The organism is Acinetobacter nosocomialis NIPH 2119, assembly GCF_000368085.1.
In the GTDB taxonomy this organism is placed as follows: Bacteria; Pseudomonadota; Gammaproteobacteria; order Pseudomonadales; family Moraxellaceae; genus Acinetobacter; species Acinetobacter nosocomialis.
In genome coordinates this window covers 3,338,554-3,362,004 of record NZ_KB849239.1, presented here as the reverse complement: position 1 = coordinate 3,362,004, position 23,451 = coordinate 3,338,554, and the positions used below count along the sequence as shown (strand labels likewise).

Annotated in this window: 27 protein-coding genes and 2 tRNA genes; 14 read left to right on the top strand and 15 right to left on the bottom strand. The window is 39.1% G+C overall.

Features of this window, described 5'->3' with window-relative positions; all coding sequences use genetic code 11:
* Nucleotides 1-3: 3 nt before the first annotated feature.
* Complete coding sequence (locus tag F984_RS19530; RefSeq protein WP_004711590.1) at nucleotides 4-954, bottom strand: homoserine kinase; 951 nt, start codon at nucleotides 952-954, stop codon at nucleotides 4-6.
* 112 nt (nucleotides 955-1,066) lie between these two features.
* On the opposite strand from F984_RS19530, the gene hisF reads away from it, so the two are divergent.
* Nucleotides 1,067-1,825 (top strand): imidazole glycerol phosphate synthase subunit HisF, encoded by a 759-nt coding sequence (hisF, locus tag F984_RS19525; RefSeq protein WP_000880078.1) that lies wholly within the window; start codon nucleotides 1,067-1,069, stop codon nucleotides 1,823-1,825.
* 41 nt (nucleotides 1,826-1,866) lie between these two features.
* Here hisF and F984_RS19520 read toward each other — a convergent pair whose 3' ends face one another.
* A complete protein-coding gene (locus F984_RS19520) occupies nucleotides 1,867-2,505 on the bottom strand; it encodes a hypothetical protein (protein ID WP_004711587.1) in 639 nt (212 codons plus the stop codon).
* 109 nt (nucleotides 2,506-2,614) lie between these two features.
* On the opposite strand from F984_RS19520, the gene F984_RS19515 reads away from it, so the two are divergent.
* Both F984_RS19515 and aqpZ read left to right on the top strand, forming a co-directional pair.
* Nucleotides 2,615-3,619: an AraC family transcriptional regulator gene (locus F984_RS19515; RefSeq protein WP_004711586.1), complete on the top strand. Its 1,005-nt coding sequence runs from the start codon at nucleotides 2,615-2,617 to the stop codon at nucleotides 3,617-3,619.
* A gap of 132 nt (nucleotides 3,620-3,751) precedes the next feature.
* Entirely contained in the window at nucleotides 3,752-4,441 is a 690-nt protein-coding gene (gene aqpZ, locus F984_RS19510; protein WP_002052229.1) for an aquaporin Z, read from the top strand.
* Nucleotides 4,442-4,664: 223 nt separating this feature from the next.
* Here aqpZ and F984_RS19505 read toward each other — a convergent pair whose 3' ends face one another.
* The 3 genes from F984_RS19505 to F984_RS19495 form a co-directional block, all read right to left on the bottom strand.
* Nucleotides 4,665-4,907: a hypothetical protein gene (locus tag F984_RS19505; protein WP_000476056.1), complete on the bottom strand. Its 243-nt coding sequence runs from the start codon at nucleotides 4,905-4,907 to the stop codon at nucleotides 4,665-4,667.
* 45 nt (nucleotides 4,908-4,952) lie between these two features.
* Nucleotides 4,953-5,552 carry a LysE family translocator gene (locus F984_RS19500; protein WP_004711582.1) on the bottom strand — a complete coding sequence of 200 codons (600 nt, stop codon included), beginning with the start codon at nucleotides 5,550-5,552 and terminating at the stop codon, nucleotides 4,953-4,955.
* 98 nt (nucleotides 5,553-5,650) lie between these two features.
* On the bottom strand, nucleotides 5,651-6,730 hold the full coding sequence (locus F984_RS19495) for a DNA/RNA non-specific endonuclease (protein WP_023188101.1): 1,080 nt from the start codon (nucleotides 6,728-6,730) through the stop codon (nucleotides 5,651-5,653).
* Between the two features lie 255 nt (nucleotides 6,731-6,985).
* Here F984_RS19495 and F984_RS19490 point away from each other — a divergent pair, with 255 nt between their 5' ends.
* Nucleotides 6,986-7,405, top strand: coding sequence for a hypothetical protein (locus tag F984_RS19490; protein ID WP_004711577.1), 420 nt, complete (start codon nucleotides 6,986-6,988; stop codon nucleotides 7,403-7,405).
* 56 nt (nucleotides 7,406-7,461) lie between these two features.
* Here F984_RS19490 and F984_RS19485 read toward each other — a convergent pair whose 3' ends face one another.
* Nucleotides 7,462-9,339 (bottom strand): potassium transporter Kup, encoded by a 1,878-nt coding sequence (locus tag F984_RS19485; protein ID WP_004711574.1) that lies wholly within the window; start codon nucleotides 9,337-9,339, stop codon nucleotides 7,462-7,464.
* A gap of 118 nt (nucleotides 9,340-9,457) precedes the next feature.
* On the opposite strand from F984_RS19485, the gene F984_RS19480 reads away from it, so the two are divergent.
* Nucleotides 9,458-9,547, top strand: a tRNA-Ser gene (locus tag F984_RS19480).
* 66 nt (nucleotides 9,548-9,613) lie between these two features.
* Here F984_RS19480 and F984_RS19475 read toward each other — a convergent pair.
* From F984_RS19475 to F984_RS22675, 4 genes are all read right to left on the bottom strand, one after another.
* Nucleotides 9,614-10,186, bottom strand: a complete 573-nt coding sequence (locus tag F984_RS19475) for a hypothetical protein (protein WP_004711573.1) — start codon at nucleotides 10,184-10,186, stop codon at nucleotides 9,614-9,616.
* Between the two features lie 52 nt (nucleotides 10,187-10,238).
* Nucleotides 10,239-11,018 carry a hypothetical protein gene (locus F984_RS19470; RefSeq protein WP_004711571.1) on the bottom strand — a complete coding sequence of 260 codons (780 nt, stop codon included), beginning with the start codon at nucleotides 11,016-11,018 and terminating at the stop codon, nucleotides 10,239-10,241.
* 141 nt (nucleotides 11,019-11,159) lie between these two features.
* Nucleotides 11,160-11,699 (bottom strand): NAD(P)H-dependent oxidoreductase, encoded by a 540-nt coding sequence (locus F984_RS0104095; protein ID WP_031944827.1) that lies wholly within the window; start codon nucleotides 11,697-11,699, stop codon nucleotides 11,160-11,162.
* Nucleotides 11,700-11,718: 19 nt separating this feature from the next.
* Nucleotides 11,719-12,541 (bottom strand): IS5-like element ISAba27 family transposase gene (locus F984_RS22675; RefSeq protein WP_076611894.1). Its coding sequence is split into 2 segments (ribosomal slippage): nucleotides 11,719-12,159 and nucleotides 12,161-12,541, totalling 822 coding nucleotides; the frame shifts between segments, so codons are not numbered across the junction.
* A 178-nt stretch (nucleotides 12,542-12,719) separates the two neighbouring features.
* Here F984_RS22675 and F984_RS19455 point away from each other — a divergent pair.
* The 3 genes from F984_RS19455 to F984_RS19445 all read left to right on the top strand — a co-directional run bounded on the left by F984_RS19455 (nucleotide 12,720) and on the right by F984_RS19445 (nucleotide 13,744).
* Nucleotides 12,720-13,055 (top strand): winged helix-turn-helix transcriptional regulator, encoded by a 336-nt coding sequence (locus F984_RS19455; protein ID WP_004711568.1) that lies wholly within the window; start codon nucleotides 12,720-12,722, stop codon nucleotides 13,053-13,055.
* 27 nt (nucleotides 13,056-13,082) lie between these two features.
* Nucleotides 13,083-13,301: a DUF6500 family protein gene (locus F984_RS19450; protein WP_002052187.1), complete on the top strand. Its 219-nt coding sequence runs from the start codon at nucleotides 13,083-13,085 to the stop codon at nucleotides 13,299-13,301.
* Nucleotides 13,302-13,378: 77 nt separating this feature from the next.
* Nucleotides 13,379-13,744: a hypothetical protein gene (locus F984_RS19445; protein ID WP_004711565.1), complete on the top strand. Its 366-nt coding sequence runs from the start codon at nucleotides 13,379-13,381 to the stop codon at nucleotides 13,742-13,744.
* An 88-nt stretch (nucleotides 13,745-13,832) separates the two neighbouring features.
* Here F984_RS19445 and F984_RS19440 read toward each other — a convergent pair whose 3' ends face one another.
* The gene (locus F984_RS19440) at nucleotides 13,833-14,384 is read right to left on the bottom strand and encodes a TetR/AcrR family transcriptional regulator (RefSeq protein ID WP_004711563.1); all 552 of its coding nucleotides are present in this window, start codon (nucleotides 14,382-14,384) and stop codon (nucleotides 13,833-13,835) included.
* 1,129 nt (nucleotides 14,385-15,513) lie between these two features.
* On the opposite strand from F984_RS19440, the gene F984_RS19435 reads away from it, so the two are divergent.
* Both F984_RS19435 and F984_RS19430 read left to right on the top strand, forming a co-directional pair.
* Nucleotides 15,514-16,416, top strand: a complete 903-nt coding sequence (locus F984_RS19435) for a helix-turn-helix domain-containing protein (protein WP_004711561.1) — start codon at nucleotides 15,514-15,516, stop codon at nucleotides 16,414-16,416.
* Between the two features lie 111 nt (nucleotides 16,417-16,527).
* Nucleotides 16,528-17,529 (top strand): aldo/keto reductase, encoded by a 1,002-nt coding sequence (locus F984_RS19430; RefSeq protein ID WP_004711559.1) that lies wholly within the window; start codon nucleotides 16,528-16,530, stop codon nucleotides 17,527-17,529.
* Between the two features lie 47 nt (nucleotides 17,530-17,576).
* On the opposite strand, the gene F984_RS19425 is transcribed toward F984_RS19430, so the two are convergent.
* Nucleotides 17,577-17,972 (bottom strand): hypothetical protein, encoded by a 396-nt coding sequence (locus tag F984_RS19425; RefSeq protein ID WP_004711557.1) that lies wholly within the window; start codon nucleotides 17,970-17,972, stop codon nucleotides 17,577-17,579.
* Between the two features lie 25 nt (nucleotides 17,973-17,997).
* Complete coding sequence (locus F984_RS19420) at nucleotides 17,998-18,741, bottom strand: hypothetical protein (protein ID WP_004711555.1); 744 nt, start codon at nucleotides 18,739-18,741, stop codon at nucleotides 17,998-18,000.
* A 226-nt stretch (nucleotides 18,742-18,967) separates the two neighbouring features.
* On the opposite strand from F984_RS19420, the gene F984_RS19415 reads away from it, so the two are divergent.
* Entirely contained in the window at nucleotides 18,968-19,855 is an 888-nt protein-coding gene (locus F984_RS19415) for a DMT family transporter (protein WP_004711552.1), read from the top strand.
* On the opposite strand, the gene sxtR is transcribed toward F984_RS19415, so the two are convergent.
* On the bottom strand, nucleotides 19,852-20,772 hold the full coding sequence (gene sxtR, locus F984_RS19410) for a multidrug efflux pump transcriptional activator SxtR (RefSeq protein WP_004711551.1): 921 nt from the start codon (nucleotides 20,770-20,772) through the stop codon (nucleotides 19,852-19,854). The two genes, F984_RS19415 and sxtR, sit on opposite strands and share 4 nt — an antisense overlap.
* 138 nt (nucleotides 20,773-20,910) lie before the next feature.
* Here sxtR and sxtP point away from each other — a divergent pair, with 138 nt between their 5' ends.
* The 3 genes from sxtP (at nucleotide 20,911) to F984_RS19395 (ending at nucleotide 22,692) form a co-directional block, all read left to right on the top strand.
* Complete coding sequence (sxtP, locus tag F984_RS19405; RefSeq protein ID WP_004711549.1) at nucleotides 20,911-22,155, top strand: multidrug efflux MFS transporter SxtP; 1,245 nt, start codon at nucleotides 20,911-20,913, stop codon at nucleotides 22,153-22,155.
* A 23-nt stretch (nucleotides 22,156-22,178) separates the two neighbouring features.
* Complete coding sequence (locus tag F984_RS19400; protein ID WP_004711548.1) at nucleotides 22,179-22,505, top strand: gamma-glutamylcyclotransferase family protein; 327 nt, start codon at nucleotides 22,179-22,181, stop codon at nucleotides 22,503-22,505.
* A 111-nt stretch (nucleotides 22,506-22,616) separates the two neighbouring features.
* Nucleotides 22,617-22,692 (top strand) — tRNA-Thr (locus F984_RS19395).
* A gap of 331 nt (nucleotides 22,693-23,023) precedes the next feature.
* Here the strand turns inward: F984_RS19395 and F984_RS19390 are convergent.
* Nucleotides 23,024-23,449 carry a GFA family protein gene (locus F984_RS19390; protein ID WP_002052170.1) on the bottom strand — a complete coding sequence of 142 codons (426 nt, stop codon included), beginning with the start codon at nucleotides 23,447-23,449 and terminating at the stop codon, nucleotides 23,024-23,026.
* Nucleotides 23,450-23,451: the final 2 nt, after the last annotated feature.

The window sequence follows — 23,451 nt, the reverse complement described above, 5'->3', positions numbered from 1 at the left end:
CTTTTATGCTTTTACATGACTTAAACGGTCTTGCATCATTGCTCGCATTTCTTGCGGATCTTTTTGCAAAATGTCGTCGCCTGTACGTCCTTCTTCTTTATTTTTTTGAGCAACTTGTAAACGCATTGACCAGAAACGGCACGCTGCCATTGCCAAGAATACATCTAAACATTCAAGTTCATCGGAAGTAAGCACTCGAACTTTTTGGTATGCCGCTAAGTAAGCTGCCACTTTGTCTGGGTTTAAATGTGCTGCTGGATATTCGGTACAAAAATCATTGATGGTAATCGCAATATCAAACAGTAATTCATCTTGATTTAACTCGTAAAAATCTAAGATACCTTGTAATTGATCACCTTCAAACAATGTATTGTCGCGGAATAAGTCTGAATGAATAAAACCTGTTGGTCGGTTCGAATACTGTACTGTTTTCGCATTGAAAGCTTGATAAACCTGCTCAAGTAGAGCTTGGTCATCTTGAGACATATTTGGCTTAAGCTGCTCTGCAACGCCTGTCCAGTATTGATGATCGCGTCGATATTCACGCTCAAGCGGAAAATCTTGTAAAGCCACATGCAGTTTCGCTTGTGCATCTGCAATTGCCGCAACTTGTGCTACTGTGGTTTGCATGGGATGGTGTCCCATTAAGCGTGGTGCAATCTGTGCAGGCTTTTCTGCAATAACGTGAACCGCTTGGCCGCTATGCTTTAATGGCACGGCAACGGGTACATCATGAGTGCCTAATTGTTCAAGTACAGGAATAAGTTCACCTGCCCCTTTGGCATCTAACTCTTCAAACACGGTAAGTACATATTGTTTGCGGTTTACATCAACCAAAAAATAATTGGTGTTTTGAATACCTCCCTGAATTGGGTTCAGCTCCAACACCTCTAATCCATAAGGTGCAGCAAAGGTGCGAACTTCATCTAAACTCAACGGGGTATAAACCGACATGGAAAACCTGCAAAAAACATCTGTGAAGTTTGATAGAATACCTCTTCCCTCCATGAAGGTGTAGCGCCTGTGTAGGAACTTTCACCAACGGCGATTATTTTTGGAAAAAGCTATGCTTGCTAAACGTATTATTCCTTGCCTAGACGTTGATAACGGACGCGTAGTTAAAGGCGTTCAATTCCTCGATATTCGTGATGCAGGCGACCCTGTTGAAGTGGCACGTCGCTATAACGAACAAGGTGCAGACGAAATTACTTTCTTAGACATTACCGCTACACATCATGGCCGCGATACCACTTACCGTACTGTTGAACGTATGGCCGAAACTGTATTTGTGCCCTTAACTGTCGGTGGTGGAGTACGTAAGGTTGAAGATATTCGTGCGTTATTAAATGCAGGTGCAGATAAAGTGAGTATTAACTCGGCTGCCGTATTTAATCCGGAATTTGTTCAAGAAGCTTCACAGCACTTTGGCGCACAATGTATTGTGGTTGCGATTGATGCCAAAAAAACTGGCGACAACAAATGGGAAATCTTTACTCACGGTGGCCGTAAACCAACGGGTATTGATGCGATTGAATGGGCTGTAAAAATGGCTGACTACGGTGCGGGTGAGTTACTCATTACCAGTATGGACGCCGACGGCACTAAAGCAGGTTACGATATTGCTTTAATGCGTGCCATTAATGACCGCGTTACTATTCCAACGATTGCCTCAGGCGGTGTAGGTAACTTACAACACCTTGCAGACGGTATTTTACAAGGTGGTGCCGATGCAGTATTGGCAGCAAGTATTTTCCACTTTGGCCAATATACGATTCCAGAAGCTAAACAATATTTAGCTGAACAAGGCATCGAAATGCGCTTGTAAGCTTATTTATATTTAAAGGGGCAATATGCCCCTTTATTTTTTTATGCAGCGCCATCGACCATATTGATGTCACTAACGACTTGAGGCTTTTCTTTTTTCTCGACCCATTTTGCAGGGAAAATTTTTTCTACAGCTTGAGAGAGTGGTCTAGCAAGCATAGTAGGTAACCTTATCCCCAAAGGGTTTTGTTCTTTTAGGTCTGCCGAAGATACCACGCGTGTTCCCATCACATAATCAAACCAAGGTTTGGTCACGCACCAGTTGGCGTCTTGGTTCGAGTTCATGTGGTGGTCGTAATGCCACGGAATTTTACGCTTTGCCCAGTCGGGTTCTAAATGTGCACGGCGATGAATATAGTAATAATTTCCTGCACTATACCAAGCTGCAAGCGCCATACCTTTTGAAAATGGGTAAAACATTGCACTTGAAACGGTTGCCACCACAGCAAGTGAAATTAACTCATTTTTAGTACGCCAGTTACTAACACCTTCAACATAGCAATCATCATGAAATTGTTGTTTACGGACTTCACGATGGTGCGCCCAATGGGACTCCATGCTTTTTGGTACTGGGCTATAACGCGGTTGTCCAGCACGGTGTACACCATGCAAAATATATTTATGCGCCACCCATTCAAATGCATTCGCAACTGCTATTCCTGCAATAAACCCTTTTAGCATCGCCTTACTCCTTTTTCTTTTTATTTAGAATATAAAATTCGCTATGCTAGGTATTGACCAGAATTTATGGTTTCATTGACAAATCACGACAAGAAAGAGGTGGTCAAGGATGCCACAACTAAAAAATTATACAGGCTCGGTATATGGAGGACTGGGACATCTATTAAAAGCTTATTGCGAAGCTAATGGCTTAGCTATTCCGGAACAATTAGAACAAATACAAAATCTGGAACGCTTTGACTATGTGGTTTGGCGTGATCTATTAGAAGTCATTTATAAACTCGACCCGAAGCCGGGTTTAGGGCTAGAAATTGCCAAATATGTTCAGCCCAAACACTTAGGAATAATTGCCTACCTTGCTCTCTCTTGCGATAACTTAGGTGAAGCTTTAATTCGCTATCATGACTTTCACCGCCTAATTTATGACGGAAGTCCTTTAGTAGTCGAGTTACAAGGTCAATATGGCTCTATTCGCTGGGAAGCGGCTGAGTTACACCCGACTCAACTTACCGATGAAATCGCGATTGCACTGGTGATTCAATTCTTACGTCTTTTTATGTCTCATGAAGATGTACATTTACATGAAGTACGTTTCTTAAATGCTGCCCCTAAAAATATCAGGGTTTACGAGCAGTACTTTCAATGCCCTGTTCGTTTTAGCCAGCCCCGTACAGAGTTACTTATTCCAATTACCGAAATTCATAAACCGCTTAGCAACGCTGACCACACTCTACAGCAGCTATTGGTTCAGCAAGCACAAGCACTTTTAGAACAGTTACCCAATTCGACTCAACTCGATCAACGTTTACAGCATTCAATTTTGACTGGCTTACAAAAAAATCAGTACCAAATTGAATATATTGCCACTCAATTAGGCTTGTCTGTTCGGCAACTTCAGCGGCATTTACAACAGCAGAACACCACCTTTCAGGAACGTGTTCAACAAGTACGCTTTATGCTCGCAACCGAGTATTTAAAAGATCCGCATTTAAGCCTACAAGAGATTGCACTTTTACTGTGTTATTCAGAACAAAGCGCATTTCAAAGAGCATTTAAACATTGGACCAATCAAACACCCCAACAATGGAGAGATCAATTTTTAGACAAAGAATAACCAACCAAAACTTACAAATCTTTTCTTGATTAAAACAACACTGAAAACAAAAATTTCATATAGTCACATGCTTAATTTTTTGTGACATATTTCACATTAATTAAAAAATAGATCAATAGATGAGTAATCACAATGAATAAATATTTTGCTGAATTCCTAGGTACGTTTTGGCTAGTCTTTGGTGGTTGTGGTAGCGCAGTGTTAGCCGCAGCTTTCCCTGAACTTGGTATTGGCTTTGCAGGTGTAGCCCTTGCCTTTGGTTTAACCGTACTCACTGGTGCTTATGCTCTAGGGCATATCTCTGGTGGACATTTTAACCCCGCGGTCAGTGTCGGTCTTTGGGTCGGTGGCCGTTTCGATGTTAAAGATTTAATTCCATATATTGTTGCGCAAGTGGTTGGTGCGACTGCTGCTGCATTTGTTCTTTATATTATCGCTCAAGGTCAAGCTGGCTTTACTGGTGTGGGCGGGTTTGCAACCAATGGTTTTGGTGATTTATCACCAAATAAATTTGGTTTAGGTTCTGCTTTTATTATTGAAGTGGTACTTACTGCGTTCTTCTTGATTGTTATTTTAGGATCAACACATGGTCGTGCGCCTGCTGGTTTTGCACCTATTGCGATTGGTCTTGCATTAACGCTTATTCACTTAATCAGTATTCCGGTTACAAACACTTCTGTGAACCCTGCACGTAGTACAGGTGTTGCATTCTTTGCTCAAACTGGTGCTTTAAGTCAGCTGTGGTTGTTCTGGGTAGCGCCGATTTTAGGTGCTGTGATTGGTGCAATTATTTATAAGGTAGTTGCTGGAGACAAGGATTAATTCTTTATATCTATAGCCTTAATATGCTATCGCGGTGGGGTGACATGGATGTCACCTGTTGAGCAGGGGTACACGGAAGTACCCTCTGATCAACAAAGACTTTTGCTTACTTTTGGTCTTTCAAAAGTAAGAAATGTCTATACAAACTCACTAAGACCTAACGTGATACTAAAGACTGTATGGCAACATGACTATGCTAAACATCACACATAAAATGTATAAATTATAAAAACGGATTATTTACTTCTTGTTCAGCTGGGCGTTCAATTTTCTCAGGCAATTCTTCTTTTTCCAAAGCTGCAACCACATCATTTAAAAAGCTCTGTAGTGCTTTTGCCTGCTCTAGCCCAACTTTGTCTTTAGTAATTTGCAAATTGCCATAAATGCTCACGCAATCGACATCATTTTCTAATGTTAAATCTTCAATTGAAGAAGACTCTGTACCCTTTTCAAATGGCTTAAACATAAGTGTTGTCTCGTTGTTATATGTTGATAGTGTAATACGACCAATCTATAAAAAATCAATCAAAATTAAAAGTGCCGATAAAATTAAAAAAGCACCCATTAAGATATTAAAATATTTCAAACGGTTGCCGTGATTGAGTAGCACTGAAAATTTATCACCACAGAATCCCCAAAAGAACAAACACACATAACAGGTGAAAAAATAAATCACGATAAAAATCGGCAAAGCCTTTGGATGTTCAATGCTAGTAAACATGGTAATACCCGATACACAGGCTAACCATGCTTTAGGGTTCAGCCACTGTAACAAGAAGCCATCTTTAAAATTGGGAATGATCATCTGTTCTAGTGAAACACTAGAAATAGAAATATTTGCTGCAGAAAGAATAATTTTAATCCCGATATAACAAACAAATAGCGTTCCACAAATGGCAAGAATTTTTAAGACAACAGGAAATTGGGTTAATACACTTTGCAGCCCAAACGCCATAAATATTAAAAGCAAGGTAAAACCAATCGTGGCACCTGAAATATAGGGAAGTGATCTTTTTAAACCATGATTTAAGCTGGTTGATAAAATAACGGTATTGACGGGACCCGGGGTAATCGACATCGCAAAAGAAAAAAGAAACATCGAGGCAAACATTGTTATTGTCCTTATTTGAATAAATAGATGAGTAGACAGATCTGTATATTCATCTTATTGTATTGAATAAGAACTGTACAACAATGCCTGCAAACGATTTATTTGATGATTTGCAAGAAATAGTTCACCAAAGCTTCTACTAGCTGTTTCACAATGGCTTTTCTAGTTTCTTCATCAATACTTGGAACTTTAGATTCCATAGGCTCAGAAGACGTGCTTTTCTGCTTTTTAAATTGGTCTTGTAATGCGTGGATCTGATCTGCACTTAAGTCTTGTTCACACTGGCTTTCTCCATCCCAGTGTAAATAGTCTAACTTCTGGTTTGGCTTAACTTGACTCGATGTTAACGGCAGACGATAAACATTACGTTTTTGTTGTTCAGTTAACTGAGGAAACAGGTTAATTCCTAACTTTTCCTCTAAATAACAAACACTCACAACCTTAACCTGTTGCGAGTTGTTATTTGGTGCATAGTAAGCGCCAATTGCACCTGTTTTAGGATAGTAAACAGCCTTATACACTGCACTTGGAACAATAACACCACGTCCAATCGTTTTGAGTCGTTGACCTTCAAAGATTGGTCCTGTCACAACATATGCATCTTGCTTTTGCTTAGTAACCACTGCACGAGTGGCATCTTCAAGCTTACGCCAAACTTCCTGATTATTTTTGGGTGCCTGTGGAACCATGTTACTCAGCGAAAAACTATCGAACTGCGAGTCCTTGGTCGGCATATCGCCATTTGGTGACATATGTCCACGGTCATAGCCTGACCCACGATAATCGCTTAAAAGTGAACGGTGGCGCTCAGGAACACGTGTTTCTTCATGGAAATTATCTTCGCGTTTAATTTTAGTGCTTAAACGTTCAGGACTAAGATATTCAGCTGACCATAACGGTGTTTTAGACATCCCCGAGTACAAAACATTAAAGCCATTAAAGCACAGCGGATAACTGTCTTTTTTTAAACTTTCTTTATTTAAAGCAGGAGGAATTTCGCGATAAAACTGATTGAGACAAGTCGAGTTGGTACTTAAGGGCGAAAACCACTGTGAAATCTTTTCACTTCCAAAAGCAATTGCAAAACTTCCAGCAGCAACACAAGCAAGAATAATCTTGCCAAAATGCTGACTTAGAGAGAATGAATTTGTACCTGTACTACGTTTTTTACTTGCCATGTTTCTATCAATACCACTGTCCATATGCAGCTTAACAATCCTGCTTTTTTAAGTATATCGCTTAACTTTCAAATGGTTAAAACATGGTCATCTTTTTTGTAACTCTATTTCTTGTTCGGTAACAGTTTGTTGGCCTTGTGAGGAACTTTCACTATTGAATTGGGTTAATTGCGTATCTTTCATTGAAAACGACCAATCGCTTATGACATGGTTAGCTCCACAAATTTGGATAAAAATATAAACGGAGTCCATTTAATGATCCATTCAAAGATTATTGGTATTGGCGTAATTGCTGGACTGTGCAGTATGGCAGCCTTAGCTGAACCTGCGGTCCAACCCGGTGAGACTTTAGAAAGTTTATCTAAAGTAAAAGTGACTACAACCGTCAATGGCCAACCTGGCTCTATTAGTGATTTAGTTAAAAGTGGTCAAGTACAACCTGTTTCTGCTGCCCCTACAGGTGCTGCTCCTACAGGTGCTCCTATTCCAGCCGATGTACCGCCGGCCCCTCCTGCAGATGTACCACCAGCACCTCCTGCTGGCGCTGAAATGGCTGCTCCGGCACCACAAGACCCAAATACACCGCCACCACCGGCTAACCCGAATCAGTCAGCAGACCCAATGGCAAAAGATGGTGCATTGCCAGCAGATGCACCTATGCCACAAGCTCAATAATCAGAGCCATAAAAAAACCAAGACTTATGTCTTGGTTTTTTTATTACATCAAATTTCTATATTTCGATTTGACTACCTAACTCCACCACACGGTTGGTTGGAATTTGATAGAAGTCACTCACCGGACTGGTATTACGTTGCATCGAAATAAACAGTTTTTCTCTCCACGGCGACATACCATCACCCACCGAGTGAACAATACGATCGCGCGAAATAAAGAAGCTAATATGCATTAAGTCATATTCAAGACCTAACTGCTCATAAGCTTGCATAAGCGCTTTTGGTACATTCATTTCATCTTTAAAGCCGTAGAAAATTTTAAAACGGTAGAAATGTTCAGCTAAAGCTTCTGTTGTAATACGCTCTTCTGGTGCAACAAAAGGTACATCTTCAATCACCACAGTGACCAAGATATTACGCTGATGCAGTACTTTGTTGTGCTTAATGTTATGCAGCATGGCATGCGGTACAACGTTTGGCGTACCTGTCATAAACACGGCATCACCCGGTACCCAGTGCACGCTATTACCAATACTTTTTACAAACAAATCGAGCGACAAAGTATCGTGTTCAAGCTTAGCAAAAGTAAGCTCACGGCCACGTTTCCATGTCATCAAGATGGTGACTGCAATACCACCAATCAGTAATGGCACCCAACCACCTGACAACACTTTAAGTGAAGTTGCTGCGACTAAAACCGACTCTAAAATAAAGAATGGAATAATCAGTAACACCACTTTTGGCCAGCTCCATTTCCACGCTGAGTAGATAAAGATGGAAACCAAAATCGTGTCACACAGCATGGTTAAGGTCACTGCTAAACCATAAGCACTTGCCAAGTTTGAGCTGGTTTTGAAAATCAGAATTAAGATAATAATTGCGATTAAAAGTAACCAGTTTAAGAACGGCACATAGATCTGACCTTCTTCAGACTCAGAGGTATGCTTAATACTTAAACGTGGTAAATAACCCAATTGAATCGCTTGGCGAGCAAGAGAGAACACCCCAGAAATTACAGCTTGAGAGGCAATCACTGTTGCCATGGTCGCCATAATAATCATTGGGTAAAGTGCCCACTGTGGAACCAGTAAATAGAACGGATTTTCAATTGCTGCAGGGTCACGAAGTAACAAGGCGCCTTGTCCTGCATAGTTTAAAACCAAGCATGGCAACACCACAAAGAACCACGCAAGACGAATCGGAACAGGTCCAAAATGCCCCATGTCGGCATAGAGTGCTTCACCACCTGTCACTGTTAACACCACAGCACCCATCACAAAAAACGTCATGACTGGATGATGGTAGATAAACTGAATTGCCCAATGTGGACTAAACATGCCGAGTACTATCGGTGTTTGAATGACGCTATGAAGGCCTAATGCACCTAAAGAGATAAACCACACAAGCGTAATTGGACCAAAAAACTTACCTACAAAGGCCGTACCATGTTTTTGAACTAAAAACAGCGTCACAATAATGGCAATTGCAATAGGCATAATGAACGGGTCAAAAACGTTGGTTGCAATAGACAACCCTTCGACCGCAGACAATACCGAAATGGCTGGGGTAATAATACCGTCACCAAAGAACAGTGATGCCCCAATAAAACCAATCGCAATCATGTAGATTTTTTTGTTGTCGGCAATTTTTGCTTTACGCAAATTCAATGCGAGTAAGGCCATAATACCGCCTTCCCCATTGTTATCTGCACGCATGACAATGGCGACATACTTGATGCTGATAATCAGCATTAAGCACCAAAAAATAATGGATAAAATTCCTAATACGTTTTCAGGCTGAATTCCCAAACCATGGGCAGCATGGAAGGACTCTTTCAAGGCATAGAGCGGACTTGTTCCGATGTCTCCAAAGACCACCCCAAGAGCTGCCAAAGCCGTGGCAGGCAAGGTCGCTTTTTTGGCCGTATTTTGCATTGTGTAATTAAACCAATATGATTTTTAGCGCAATCTTATCACCTCTATTATTTTTTTTCTGTAATGCTCGTCTTAAATCTTGGCAGAACCTAATTTTTTAGTTACTATCGCACGCCTTGGTGAGGTGTCCGAGTGGCTGAAGGAGCACGCCTGGAAAGTGTGTATACGTTTGCGCGTATCGAGGGTTCGAATCCCTCTCTCACCGCCAGAATTCAAAAAAAGACCTAAATCGTTTTGATTTAGGTCTTTTTTATTTTTAATAAAAATTAAAAGTTTAGTTAATAGCTAAATGTTTAGAAACATCCTTAGCGACTTGTACAGCAATATCATCCCATGCTTTATCTAACAAACCTGTTTGAGATGAGCCGCCTATTTTTGGATCTTTTAGCTTAGAGTTAAATGTATTTGTCCATTTCTGCCCCTTATATTCAAAGGTAGCAACTAGAGTTACATCAGCTACGTCTATGGCTGGTGCCCTATTTAAAATACCAGCAGTGTATTCAAAGCCAGATCTGGCTTTTTCGACCGTAATTGTTAATGGACTTCCATTTGATGATAGTTTTGCTATCTGAGCAATCGCTTCTTCTATACGACTCGATAGAGCTACGCCTGTAGGAATACGTGTTCTAGTACCGCCTCCTACAAAACCATCCGAACCTTGAATATCAATACGTTGAGGGAAAGTATCAGGATTCCATTTGATATACACCGTATCTTGCACTTTCGGAAGAGCAGATAATTCTGAAATAGACGTATAGTTTAGACGATTGTTATAAGGTAAATTAACTGCACACCCTGTTAATGTAGTTACTAATACTAATGCACTTAAACTGAGTAGTTTTTTCATACTTTAATCTCATCAAGTTTTAAAAAATAAATATTGGTTATCTCGAATTAACTTAATCCAAATCGAACACTTCTAATGACTCTACATAAGGCAAAATAAGATATTCATGATGAGATAAATGTTGTTCTAACTGGTTATGCGTTGTTTGATTGAATTGATAAAAGCTGCTCAACTCATTAAGTAATTGAGGCGTTTTATTTGCATCAAATTTTGGTGTTTTCATAAAGAATAATAAGCTTGCCCCTAAACCCACATACTCTAAGCCATAGTTTTGATCTAAATGCTCAATCAAGCTAAAAGACTCAAACGGGTTCAAATCACAACTAAAATATCCATTGAGGCATGCTGCAAATTTTTGAGTTTCAGTTTGACTATTGACTAACTTTACTTGAATAACGGCATCTAAAATTTTGTCGGGTTCAGCATTAATCTGTAGCAGAGTTGCTTGATCTTCATCGCTATACTTAAGTTTTTTAGGCAAATTATTAAAGTTTATATAATTTTCTGGCTTTAATAATTGTTCAATGTGATATTGAAGCTCTAAAGGTCGAGTATTTTCCCAACTTGCTTCACTGTCATCTTCAACGAGTTCTGTGGTATCAAAATAAAGCCCATCTCCCATTGAAGCATGCATGGAAGTGTATTGGCACTGTCCTATATCTTCTAAAAGTAATAATACTTTTTTAGGTAAATGCTTATGCTTAATTTCTGAATATAAGTTAACAACATCATTCCATGAGTTTATTTCACTGATTGTTGCGTAGCATATTAATTCATGAGCATCGTCAGTTATAAGGGAGTTTTCTTTTTCTTTAATATCAAGAATAGTCATAAATTTTTAAATTTAATCTATATTTAGCGGACATTTATATCATAAATAAATTGTATATTTAACTTAAAACCTTAATGTAATTTTTTAAAAATCTTCTATATAAAAAGCCCAAACTCTCAAGTTTAGGCCTCCCCTTAAACCTTACTTAGACAACGCTAATAACTTCTGAACATACTCAATCGCATTATTTGCTACGTCTTGATGAGTCGGAACATCGTCATCTTCTGAAGGGTTTGTGTCTAAACCATAAAATGCATGAAGTGGTTGATAGTCCGCCCCAACATATAAGGCAGTGAGCTGAAAAGAACTAAAAACTTGGTCCAACGTAAGTTTATATTCACCCTGCTCTGAATAAATATATTCTTGACCACCCGCAGATACAGCCAGCATAAACTTCTTATTTTTAACTTTGTCACCTGTTGAACCGTAAGCCCATCCATATGTTAAAACTTCATCAAGCCATTGTTTCAAAAGCGGCGGACAGTTAAACCAATACACTGGAAATTGAAAAACTAAATTTTCGTGTTCTTCTACAAGCGCTTGTTCTTTTGCAACGTCAATTACGCCATCTGGGTAGGCTTGATAAATCTGGTGGACTGTAAATTGGTCTGGATATTTTTCTAATTCCTCTACCCATCTTTTATTTACGACTGATTGGTCTATGTGAGGATGAGTAACAATAGACCTCTTGCGAAAGTCGTTATTGCAAGTTCATCCGATTTACCAGTGCAGCGATTAAGTTAATGCGTAAACCGAATCTTTTCCGTCTATTTCGATAGCGTTCACTTAATATTCTAAATGTTTTCAATTGACTATTAATATGTTCGATCACAACTCGTATTTTTCCAATCATTTTATTGTACTTTTTCTCAACATCAAATAAGGGTAAATTCTTCTTTTTCTTTATTGGCATCAATAATTTAAAGCCATCTTGCTCTAATCCGTAGTACCCTAAATCGGTCATAACATATTTACAATGTTTGAATTTTTTAACCGTTCTTCTTGCCAATTTAATGTCATGCTGACTGCCATTCGATATATCTAGCCCTATGATTTGTTTGCTGTTCGGATGATAGATCACTTGTGCTTTTAGCGTATGTTTCTTCTTTTTACCACTGTAGAACTTACTCTGATTTTTTTTTCGGACGTTCTATTGAACATTCTGTCGCATCAATAATGACCCAGTTAAACTGTTCGTCTGCTGTGGTAATGCTTCGTTTTGGCAGAGTAAACCGTCTTGATTTCATCAATGCATCTTCAACCTTTTTAATGGTTCGATTCACATTACTTTCAGCGATATGGTAATTTGCAGCCAACTCCAATTGAGTGCTGTAATTCCGTAAGTAATTGAGTGTTAATAATAATTGATCCTCTATAGCTAAAGTATGAGGACGCCCAGATTTCTTTTTAAGTGATTCTACTTCTTTTAAAACTTCGATCATTTCACTAAAAACTGGTCGAGGTACACCAACCAAGCGCTGGAATTCAGAATCTGAAAAACGATTTAATTTCTGATATCTCATGAAATTTAGATTGAGGTGGTTTTTACTTTCGCAAGAGGTCTAATGACTAATGTCTTTTTCATTATAAAAACACTCTTATCGAAAAGTTGATAAATCGATTATAGAAGTGTGCTTTCCTAAATATAAGTACGGTAATTTATGTTATATACTATACCAAAAGATAGTGTAGATTTTTAAAATGACCGAGTGCGTTCCATCAAACACGCCATTAGAAGAAACGGGATTTGGATATACCCTTTCTTTGATTAATGGCAAATATAAAATGATTATTATGTATTGGCTGTATGAAAAAAATGTCATGCGTTTTAATGAAATGCAACGCTGCATTGGCAATATTTCTTTTAGAACGCTGAGCAATACACTCAAAGAGTTAGAAAGAGACGAACTTATTATTCGTAAAGAATATCCTCAAATTCCGCCAAAGGTTGAGTATCGGCTTTCTGAAAGAGGGCAATCTTTAATTCCTTTATTAGATATGATGTGCCAATGGGGCGAGCAAAATAAGCCGTCTTAGTTTTATAGACTTGAAGTGATACTCAATATGAGAAATGAATTAAGAGAAATTTTTATTAAGGGATGCGACGATAAAATTGAAAAGAAAGGAGACAATGTCGGTCTTTCTTTTTATGCTTTTTTTAAAAATAAGAATGATAACCCTGAGCTACTGATGGAAGCAGCGCATTGGTGGATTATGGAGCATAAACTAGATCATTTTGAAAAGGCCGTTAAGATTAAACAGATGGTTTTAAGTGGGCAGTAAAAGTTAGAGTGAAAGACTATTCTGAAAGAGGATAGTCTTTAATTTTTATACTAGAGATAAAGTGAGAAAGGTTAAAATTGTTTATAAATGCTTTATCTAATTTTCTTGGAAAATTAGCCTCAAAAGAAGAATTGGATGAATGGTATTTATCTACTTTCATTGATGAGAATATTTATTCGCTATTACCAGCAGAAGCTTTTGAATTTTCTTCACATGTTATAAAGCTTATTAAAAATGACGCTCAGCCAGAATATACCTATGAATTACTAACAATTTTATTAGCACTCCAACATCAGTCTGGCACAACTCAGGTGCCTGAAATTCTAAAAAATAGTCCTAATTTTTTTGATGAAATTATTAAAAAGAATCCTGAAAAATATATTCTAAATTTAGCTCATGAGTTGGCTCAAAATTATCGAATCATGAACTTTCAGAGTAATTAAATAATAATCTAATTCATATATAAAATAGGATTAAAAAATTTCTATTCATTTTTGTATAAAAGCCCAACTCCCGTCGGGCCTTCTCCCCTCAAACCCGACTTAGAAAATAATCAATCAAATATTCCCTTTCATCGGTTTGATTTGATCCTAAAAGCTGCACCATCGCGCCATCGACCACAAACAAAAACATATGCGCATCTTCAACTGTAGCGGCAGGTTTTACAGTTAAAAGCAGTTTATGAATTTCCTGAATAAGCCAGTTTCGATAATCAACCACCACTTTATAAGCCGACGGATAGTGCTTTTCTATTTCAAAAATTGCTTTAAAGGGCAAACGATAAAACCCTTCTGAGTCAGCATGTAAAAAGAAAATTTTCTTGAGTTTATCGAATACCATCAGTTCGCTGTACGAATAGATCGTGGAAAACACCTCTTCTTTTAAAGCGTCTGTTTGAAAAGTTAAACTCATCTGAATGAGTCGTTCTTTGGAGCGAAAGTAGTTGTAAAAGGTGCCTTTATTGATTTGGGAGTCGGCAATAATTCGGTCTACCCCGACTTTGTGAAACCCATATTGGTTAAATAAATCTTTTGCCGTGTGGAGCACTCGCAATGCTCTAAATGAAGCGTCTAAATTTTTCATGTATATCGCTTAAAATAATTTTTTGTTGTAAATAAAAGAGATAGAAATGCCGTCACTCTTAAATTGAGCGCTAAATACAGGCGTGCAAAAGCAGCACAAAAAAGGTGTGCTCGCCTATCTCAGGTTTTATTGTTGCTATGATTTTTTAGTCGTAATGACCTATGGCTTAAAACCTAGAGTCGGTTAAACCGTTTTAAAGACCAGTGGGATGTAGATGTAAAGATTTTGGCAAAGGTTGCCAATGAGAGAGATAAAATAGTACGCATGTGCGAACTCCTTGGGTAATTAAGAAGCTTCGCCACATCACTGCTAAATGATTATGGTGGCGAAACGAAAAGGGGTTAGCAGACTGATTTACCCAAAAATCAGCACATCCGAAGATGTCCCCCTCCCGTTCCGCCGCAGAGAGGGACACGTAGGGATGCCCACAAAAAAGAGAGACTTTTTCGTGTGCGTTGGGTAAATACGGCCTGCTAAAACCGACTGGCAATGTGGCCAGCAGGCAAAGGATAATCCGCGTGTTTTTAAGTGTCAATGTAAGGTTGAATAGAAATTAGTTAAATAATTATTGTTGTTTATTCAATTAGATATTTAAGCTAAAAAGACCTTCAACTTAAATTTAACGATGTCATGATAATAATAAAAATGATGACAGAGCGAAAAGGGATTAGCAGACTGGAAACAAAGAAACCAGCACACCTGAAGGTGTTCCCTTATCGTTCTATCGTAGAGTGGTGAAAGAACGATAAAAGGTTAGCAGACTGGACACACAGAACCAGCACACCCGAAGGTGTCCTCTTATCGCTTTATCATAGAATGGTGGCAGATCGATAAGGGGTTAGCAGACTGGGTACAGCACCAGCACACTCGAAAGTGTCCCCTTTTCGTTCTACCGCAAAATCGTTTGCAAACAAAGAATAGTTATCAATTTTTTAAGTGTCAATGCTCATATACTATTAATTTATAAAATATTTTTATTTCTATTGATTCATTCTTTCATTATTAATTTATCATTCATTTTCAAAACTGTTTAAATGAACAGATTGATCACGCTATAAATAAAAGCTACAGTAAATAAAGTTTGAATTTTATAACTTTAAGTAAATTGATAACGCATGCAGGCAAAAACATGGAAACCATACATGATTTTTATCGCCGCTTTTCTTTAACCAAAGATAGCGGCTACTCGGTTCCATCAACTTCGTTTGGACATTTTAATGTGTTCCAACGTGATGCCTGCTCGTTCCTCACGCCTTATAGCCGCCGCGATTATTATAAAATTTCACTGGTTTTAGGCACAGGCGAACTTCACTATGCCAACCGCTGGATACGAGTCGACCGCCCTGCTTTACTGTTTTCAAACCCAATGGTGCCCTATGCATGGGAAATTAATTCGCCCGAACAGGCAGGCTGGTTTTGTCTATTTACCGAAGAGTTTGTAAACCAAGAATCGAGACAAAGCTTTTTAAAAGACTCACCACTGTTTAAAGTCGACGGCGACCCGCTGTATTTTTTAAATGACCAGCAGGTTGAGGAAATTTCATTTATTTTCAAAAAGATGATGAATGAAATAAACTCAGACTATATTCATAAATACAACGTTTTAAGAAACTATTTGCACCTGATTGTGCATGAAGCCATGAAAATGCAACCGACCCAGCAGTTTGAAAAACATAGTAATGCTGCGGTTCGGATTTGCCATTTGTTCTTTGAGCTATTAGAGCGCCAGTTCCCGATCGACTCGCCACATTTTCAGCTTAAACTCAAAACTGCAAATGACTATGCCTATGGCTTGTCGGTACATGTAAACCATTTAAACCGCGCTGTAAAAGAAACTACAGGTAAAACCACCTCTGAGCATATTAGCTCGCGCATTACGCAAGAAGCCAAAGCGCTGCTACAACACACCAGTTGGAATATTTCCGAAATTGCCTATAGCTTAGGCTTTGAATATTCAGCGTATTTCACCAACTTCTTTAAGAAAAATACTGGCTTTTCGCCTAAAAAGTTCCGCGAAGACTGTGTAGCCTAAAAACAGATTGTTTGAATTTTATAATTATTGGTTTGAATGTTATACGTCAGTTTGAGCCAAAGCATTTTATAGTTTTTCTACTCAAGTGATTTTGCAAAAAGAGTGTGAAAAATGAAATATAGAACTTTAGGACAAACAGGCGAAAAAGTATCAGCACTTGGTTTAGGTTGCATGGGAATGAGCTTTGCCTATGGTGCCTCAGACGACACACAAAGCATTGCCACTCTAGAAAAAGCATTAGACCTCGGCATTAACTTTTGGGACACTGCCGACATGTACGGCAACGGTGCAAACGAAGTTTTGCTCTCAAAAGTTTTAGAAAAAAACCGCGACAAAGTGTTCTTGGCGACCAAATTTGGCTTTCGTTATAAAGAAGACAACCTTAACCCACAAAACTCTTTAGAGTCTTATATCGACGGTTCTCCAGAGTGGATTAAAGTTGCGGTCGAAAACAGCTTAAGACGCTTAAATACAGACGTGATTGATTTGTATTATGCACACCGTATAGACCCAAATGTTCCGGTTGAAGACACCATTGGCGCAATGGCTGACTTGGTCAAACAAGGTAAAGTTCGTTATTTAGGACTCAGTGAAGCTTCGGCTGAAACTATTCGTAAAGCGCATGCGATTCATCCGATTGCAGCGGTTCAACATGAATACTCGCTACTTACTCGTGAGTTTGAGCAAACCCATTTGCAAACCATTCGTGAGTTAGGCATTAGCCTTGTACCGTATTCACCACTTTCGCGTGGTTTAATCACCAATACACTTGATGTGGGCAGCCTAGACGAAAATGATTTCCGTCGCCAGTTACCACGTTATCAGGGCGATAACTGGAAAAATAACCAAAGCTTGGCGCAAGCATTTAGCGAGTTTGCCCAAAGCAAAAATGCGACAGCGGCTCAACTGGCTTTGGCTTGGATTTTGGCGCAAGGTGACGACATTATTCCAATTCCGGGTACGCGTAAAATTGAGCGACTTGTAGAAAATGCGGGTGCTGTAGACCTTCATTTAACAGCAGCAGATTTGGCAGAAATTGAAGCGATCATCGCGAGATACCCAAACATGGGCGCACGCTATAACGCTCAGCAACTCGCTGCGGTGAACCACTAATATACAAGCTATAAAAAAAGTCCGACTCTGTGTCGGACTTTTTTAGTTTAGTCTTTGCTATATGTGCCTTGCTGGCGTCCGCCCTGCCAGACTGCATCTAAGGATTTATCCGAAATCGTTAGGCTCTCAGGGAAAATACTTAAATCCTTTTTAAATTTGGCTTCTGGTTTTAAACCAATACAGTCACCGTTTTTCCACCATGTGCCTTCGGCATATTGGTCTAACGCGCCCACGGCAAGCATCCATTTAAACTTGCCATCTGGTTGAAGTAAAAGTTCCGAACCGACTTCCATCACACCATGTAAATAATAGTGCCCACTCCACGCTTCATCGGCCTTTTGGAATTTCACTTCTTTACATGATGTATTTGCTACATCTGCATACACCTGTGCAGACAAAATAACCGTCGAAAGAAGTAGTAAACGTGCAAATATATTTTTCATTATTTAGTTCCTATAATTTTTAAGATTATTTTCCAGACTCAACTTTTAAATAAGTGCCGTCTGCATAAACGTTATGTCCAAAGCCACAGCCCGAGTTGCCCTCGTTTTGTTTAACTTGAATGTAATTGCCTAACTTCGCGTTAGATTTAAAATCAAGCTGAATACGGCAGTCTTCGTCTTTATAAATGGTTTGCTTGGCATTGGTCGGCATTTTGGTGTCAAACTCACCCATATTTGGGCCATAAATTAAACTTCTTATGCCCATATAAACACCCGAATAGCCAATGGCATACTGGCCCTGCTTACGACTTACCGTAATGTGATCCCACTCACCAAAACCTGAGTAACGTACATACTCACCCGACAAGTCATTTGAGGTTTTAGGTGCAGGCAATTGCTGAAGGTTAAACTGGCTAGATTTTGATTTTTCATCGAGCATAAACCATGCTCTTGCCCACAGTGGCTGACCCAATTTGGCATAGGCCAAACCTACGTTATTGTTAGCAACTTCAATATCACGGTCGGTAAATTTAACTGTGGTTTCATCTTCATTGGCTTTACAAAAAGCAGTCCAAGAGGCTTGGTTATGAAAGTTTTCGAGCGCTTTTTTATATTGTTTTTGGTCGTAGTTTTTCTTACCTAAGCTTGCGTATTGCTTCACTTTATTACAGCCTTGTTGTAATTCTTGTTCATAAGAAAACTCAGCATGAGTCACTGCTAAAGCTGAAAGTGTAAGAACCGCGCAACCTGTAATAATCGATTTAATCATTTTTAAAATTCTTTAATAATTAACTAATTATATAATATGAGTTAGCGCTATAAATCACAATTATTTGAAACAAAAGTCTATGAGAAGTGTTTAGTTTTTTATAAAACTGGTTAAATTCACACAGAATAAACTACTGTAAATATTCCACCTTAACTGGTTATTTTAATTGAATATTCATCCAAAAAATCATGTAGACTGCATGTAAAATTTAGGAAGAATTATAAGAGTGAATAATTTAATTATTGGAACCCTATTTGCACTGTGTGCAGCGGCTTTAAATGCGTCGATTGGTGTAATTAGTAAATTACTCATGCATAGTGGTTTAAACCCACAAGACATTGCCTTTTTAAAAACCATTATCGCCTTTTTCTTTTTAAGTGTTTTTTTATTTAAAGTACCTGTCAGCCAAAAGATTGCGTACATTAGCAGCACACCAAGTAAACTCAGTGTTTTTACTCAAATTGCCATATGTGCTTTTTTAGGGATTTTCTCTTTATTCTTTTTTGAAACCATTGCCTATAACCACGGTGCTGCCGCCAATGTCGTGGTGGTACTCATGGCTTCGGCTGCCATCTCTGCCCTATTTTTTGGTCGGTTCATTTTAAAAGAAAGCATCTATATTCACTCTCTTGTTGGAACATTATTGGCGGTTGCGGGTATTAGCATCATTTCGTGGAAAGGTGAAAATAGCCTTTTAATGCTGATTAATGCCTCAATTGCCGGCACTGGCTATGGCTTATTTTCAGTATTAATTAAAAAATTTAGGCTAAATGGTGGGCTGTTTCTTACCAAGTATTTATTGCTATTTGGTAGCGTTTATCTTGCAGTTCCGTTTTTAATAAATTTACACAGCATAAACTTTAATACCGACATCATTTTAGGTTTGATTGGTTTAGCTGTTCTACCAACCATACTCGGGTTTTTCTGCACCACCAAAGCGTTGTCTTATATGAGTGCCGCAAAGGTGCAAGTGACCGAGCTTTCCGAACCTATTTTTGCAGCGCTCATGGCTTGGGTTTTCATTCATGAACAGCCGACTTTATCGTTTTTATATGGCGCAATCTTTATTATTTCAGGCATCTTTTTAATGAATAAAGCACCGAAATCAAACTAGCCAATTTCATCAATTTCGTTGGCGTGGTGGCAAGCCACTTGCACCACACTGGCAAAGTTAATCGCCATTTGTGAAGGGGCATGTTTTTTATAAGCAAGCCCTAAACCCACCGTAGGGATAGGTGCTTTCAAAGAACGATAAGCTACACCCTGTATTTGTAATTGTTTAGTCGACTCGGGAACCAAAGATACTCCTAAGTTTGCAGACACCAACGATAAAATTGACACAATTTGCGGGGCATTTTGTCCAATTTTAGGTTCAAAGCCGCGCTCATGACAGGCTTGTTTTATCGCATCAAAAAGCCCTGCGCTAATTGAAGGTGGAGAGACAATAAAGTCAAGCTCTCGCAGTGTGGTTAAATCAATTTCTTGTGTTGAATCGTCCAGTTTAAAAGACTCGGAAGGTAAAGCAGCAATGAGCGGCTCTGCTAATAATTCTTGCAAAATGAGGCTATCTGGAATATTGCGTGGTGAGCGAATAATTGCGACATCTAAACGGTCTTCAAGTAATAAATCGATGAGCAGTAAGGTATTGGCTTCTTCAAGCTTTAAATCCACTTTAGGATATTGCTGCTGAAAATAGCGAACGCATTTAGGAATTAAAGGATTCAGCATTGAAGTGCCTGTAAAACCTAATCGTAATTGGCCGACTTCGCCATTTGCCACTTGCTTCACAAGGTTTGCTGCATCTTCTACACGCTGCTGTACTGGCTGAATTGCATTTAAAAAGGCAAGCCCAGCTTCGGTCAGCTCCACTCCATGAGGAGAACGAATAAATAGATCTGCACCTAGCTCTTCTTCTAAGTCCCGTATTTGCATGCTTAAAGGTGGCTGACTCATGTTTAAGCGCTGCGCAGCTTTGGTAAAGTTTTTTTCTTCTGCTACTGCCAAAAAGTAGCGTATATGCCTGAGTTCCATTGCTATATATAAAACATATCATGACCTATTGTTAAATATATTAGAAAAATACCTTCTAAATTGCTAATTTTAATTTATCGAATTTTCTCGATGCAGCATGCCTTTAGGCACTGCTCTTTTTTCTGTCATGGTCATGATATGAACTCTTCATCTACACCCAGTACCTTAAACACTGAGGCAACGTCCGTTCTTTCCCGTGAGTGGATTCACAAAGGGACTAAAGCTTATAAACATGCAGGATTTGCTTTATTCCTCGTAGGTTTTGCCAGTTTCTCTCTCATTTATTGTGTACAGCCGCTGTTGCCTGCATTTAGCCAAAGTTTCCAGATTAGCCCTGCGAGTAGCTCTTTGGCACTGTCATTAACGACTGCCTTTTTAGCCATTTCGATTGTGTTATCGAGTGCCTTTTCACAAGCGATTGGCCGTCGCGGTGTAATCTTTACGTCCATGCTGTGTGCCGCAATTTTAAATATTGTCTCGATGTTTACACTGAACTGGCACAGTTTGCTGATGACGCGTGCGTTAGAAGGTTTATTGCTTGGTGGTGTACCCGCAGTGACAATGGCTTGGATTGCCGAAGAAATTGCACCTGAGCACCTCGGTAAAACTATGGGGTTGTATATTGCAGGGACAGCCTTTGGTGGCATGATGGGCCGTGTCGGCATGGGTATTTTGGTTGAATATTTTTCATGGCGCACCGCTTTAGGCTTGCTTGGCGCAATCTGTTTTATTTGCTCAATTGCCTTTTTAAACTTACTGCCTGCTTCGCGTAATTTTGTGCAGAAAAAAGGACTGAATGTAGGCTTTCACATACAAATGTGGCGTGCTCATTTAAGCAATACTAAATTATTACGCCTGTTTGCGATTGGTTTCTTGCTCACCAGTGTGTTTGTGACTCTGTTTAACTATGCGACCTTCCGCTTAAGCGGTGCACCTTATTCACTGAGCCAAACACAAATTAGTCTTATTTTCTTGTCGTATAGCTTCGGTATGGTGTCTTCATCGTTGGCAGGTAGCTTAGCCGATCGCTTTGGTAAAAAAACCATGATGATGAGCGGCTTTGCGCTCATGATTGTGGGTAGCCTCATGACCCTACTCAGCTCGCTTTTTGGCATTATTATTGGGATTGCCTTTATTACCACGGGTTTCTTTATTACCCACTCTCTTACGAGTAGTTCTGTAGGTGCTGAAAGTAAACAAGCTAAAGCCCATGCCAGTTCGCTCTACTTACTGTTTTACTATATGGGTTCAAGTATTGTCGGTTCGGCAGGTGGTTGGTTCTGGTTACACGGCGGCTGGAGTGCGATTGTTGGTTTAACCATTGTATTGTCATTATTGGGAATATTTTTAGTAATTTATACAAAACACGCAAAAGCACATTAATGAGTAATTTAAAGGAAAATTACATGTCGAGTTTATTTGTTTATGGCACTTTAGGCCCTGGTCGCCCTAATGCCCATATACTTGAAAATATTGGCGGACAATGGTCGGAAGGCTGGGTAAACGGAACCCTACGTCATGAAGGTTGGGGAGCAGATTTAGGCTATCCGGGAATTGTACTCGATGATAGTGCTAACCAAGTGCAAGGTTTTGTTTTTAGCTCGGAACATCTAGATGCAAACTGGAAATTACTGGATGACTTTGAAGGCGAAGAGTACGAAAGAGTACCTGTTCGCGTCACTTTAAATAGTGGTGAACATGTTGATTCTTTTATTTATATGTTGAAGCCTTAGGCCATTTTTAAAGCTCAAACGCATAAGCGCTTAAAAATTGATAGAAAAAATCCAAATGCTCATTTTTTGGCTTGTATTTTTTTTAAGAAACTGTAAAATTCACTCCACATCGCCGGCATAGCTCAGTTGGTAGAGCAACTGACTTGTAATCAGTAGGTCCACAGTTCGAATCCGTGTGCCGGCACCATCATTAAACCTCATGAATATTTGATTTATGAGGTTTTTTGTTGTTTGTAGGTTTTGAAATATAGCTTTTAGGTGTGTTGCCTTAGACGAAAAAGAGATTCGTTAATAAGAAATGAAAAAAGCCCAACTTCCTGTTGGGCTTTTTTCGTATTTCGTTACTAGGTATACATCCTGTAATACCTCACGTCCTGATGCCTAAACTTATTATTGTTGTTTTACGTTTTGGAACTTCCTGTTCCTGATGAGTTCATCATAGGTAATTCGCGAGGTCATAGAAAGACGTCAATTTCCTGAATGGATGTAGGAAAAAGCGTACGAGCTTGTCAGAACAGCTACCCTTCTTTCTTCTTCTCTATCATTTTTTCAAAGTGTTTAAGGTTTGGGTTCAACATGTCCCAAGCATAGGCCTGACTCACAAAAACCTCCGCTTTAGGGTGATAGAGACTTGGGTCATCCAAAGTACCTGCGCGTATTGAAATCATTTCAGGAACAAGTTCAGGTAAACCAAAAAGCTGAGAACCACAAGTCGGGCAAAAAGCTCTTTTAATCGGACGGCCAGAAGAACCAACGGTCTCAAAATATTTAAGTTCGCCAGTTATTTTCAATTCAGATTGGTGAAAAAAAGCGATGGGCGCATAGGCTGAACCTGTGGCTTTTTGGCAATCTCGACAATGGCAATTAAAACTATAACGTGGCTCTGCATCGCTTTGATAGCTTACAGCTCCACATAAACATGATCCTTGATATTTAACTGACATGG

Bases quoted from the DNA above. Each gene is read 5' to 3' on its own strand.
- F984_RS19530 (WP_004711590.1), bottom strand. From the start codon at position 954: ATGTCGGTTTATACCCCGTTGAGTTTAGATGAAGTTCGCACCTTTGCT.
- hisF (WP_000880078.1), top strand. From the start codon at position 1,067: ATGCTTGCTAAACGTATTATTCCTTGCCTAGACGTTGATAACGGACGC.
- F984_RS19520 (WP_004711587.1), bottom strand. From the start codon at position 2,505: ATGCTAAAAGGGTTTATTGCAGGAATAGCAGTTGCGAATGCATTTGAA.
- F984_RS19515 (WP_004711586.1), top strand. From the start codon at position 2,615: ATGCCACAACTAAAAAATTATACAGGCTCGGTATATGGAGGACTGGGA.
- aqpZ (WP_002052229.1), top strand. From the start codon at position 3,752: ATGAATAAATATTTTGCTGAATTCCTAGGTACGTTTTGGCTAGTCTTT.
- F984_RS19505 (WP_000476056.1), bottom strand. From the start codon at position 4,907: ATGTTTAAGCCATTTGAAAAGGGTACAGAGTCTTCTTCAATTGAAGAT.
- F984_RS19500 (WP_004711582.1), bottom strand. From the start codon at position 5,552: ATGTTTGCCTCGATGTTTCTTTTTTCTTTTGCGATGTCGATTACCCCG.
- F984_RS19495 (WP_023188101.1), bottom strand. From the start codon at position 6,730: ATGGCAAGTAAAAAACGTAGTACAGGTACAAATTCATTCTCTCTAAGT.
- F984_RS19490 (WP_004711577.1), top strand. From the start codon at position 6,986: ATGATCCATTCAAAGATTATTGGTATTGGCGTAATTGCTGGACTGTGC.
- F984_RS19485 (WP_004711574.1), bottom strand. From the start codon at position 9,339: ATGCAAAATACGGCCAAAAAAGCGACCTTGCCTGCCACGGCTTTGGCA.
- F984_RS19475 (WP_004711573.1), bottom strand. From the start codon at position 10,186: ATGAAAAAACTACTCAGTTTAAGTGCATTAGTATTAGTAACTACATTA.
- F984_RS19470 (WP_004711571.1), bottom strand. From the start codon at position 11,018: ATGACTATTCTTGATATTAAAGAAAAAGAAAACTCCCTTATAACTGAC.
- F984_RS19455 (WP_004711568.1), top strand. From the start codon at position 12,720: ATGACCGAGTGCGTTCCATCAAACACGCCATTAGAAGAAACGGGATTT.
- F984_RS19450 (WP_002052187.1), top strand. From the start codon at position 13,083: ATGAGAAATGAATTAAGAGAAATTTTTATTAAGGGATGCGACGATAAA.
- F984_RS19440 (WP_004711563.1), bottom strand. From the start codon at position 14,384: ATGAAAAATTTAGACGCTTCATTTAGAGCATTGCGAGTGCTCCACACG.
- F984_RS19435 (WP_004711561.1), top strand. From the start codon at position 15,514: ATGGAAACCATACATGATTTTTATCGCCGCTTTTCTTTAACCAAAGAT.
- F984_RS19430 (WP_004711559.1), top strand. From the start codon at position 16,528: ATGAAATATAGAACTTTAGGACAAACAGGCGAAAAAGTATCAGCACTT.
- F984_RS19425 (WP_004711557.1), bottom strand. From the start codon at position 17,972: ATGAAAAATATATTTGCACGTTTACTACTTCTTTCGACGGTTATTTTG.
- F984_RS19420 (WP_004711555.1), bottom strand. From the start codon at position 18,741: ATGATTAAATCGATTATTACAGGTTGCGCGGTTCTTACACTTTCAGCT.
- sxtR (WP_004711551.1), bottom strand. From the start codon at position 20,772: ATGGAACTCAGGCATATACGCTACTTTTTGGCAGTAGCAGAAGAAAAA.
- sxtP (WP_004711549.1), top strand. From the start codon at position 20,911: ATGAACTCTTCATCTACACCCAGTACCTTAAACACTGAGGCAACGTCC.
- F984_RS19400 (WP_004711548.1), top strand. From the start codon at position 22,179: ATGTCGAGTTTATTTGTTTATGGCACTTTAGGCCCTGGTCGCCCTAAT.
- F984_RS19390 (WP_002052170.1), bottom strand. From the start codon at position 23,449: ATGTCAGTTAAATATCAAGGATCATGTTTATGTGGAGCTGTAAGCTAT.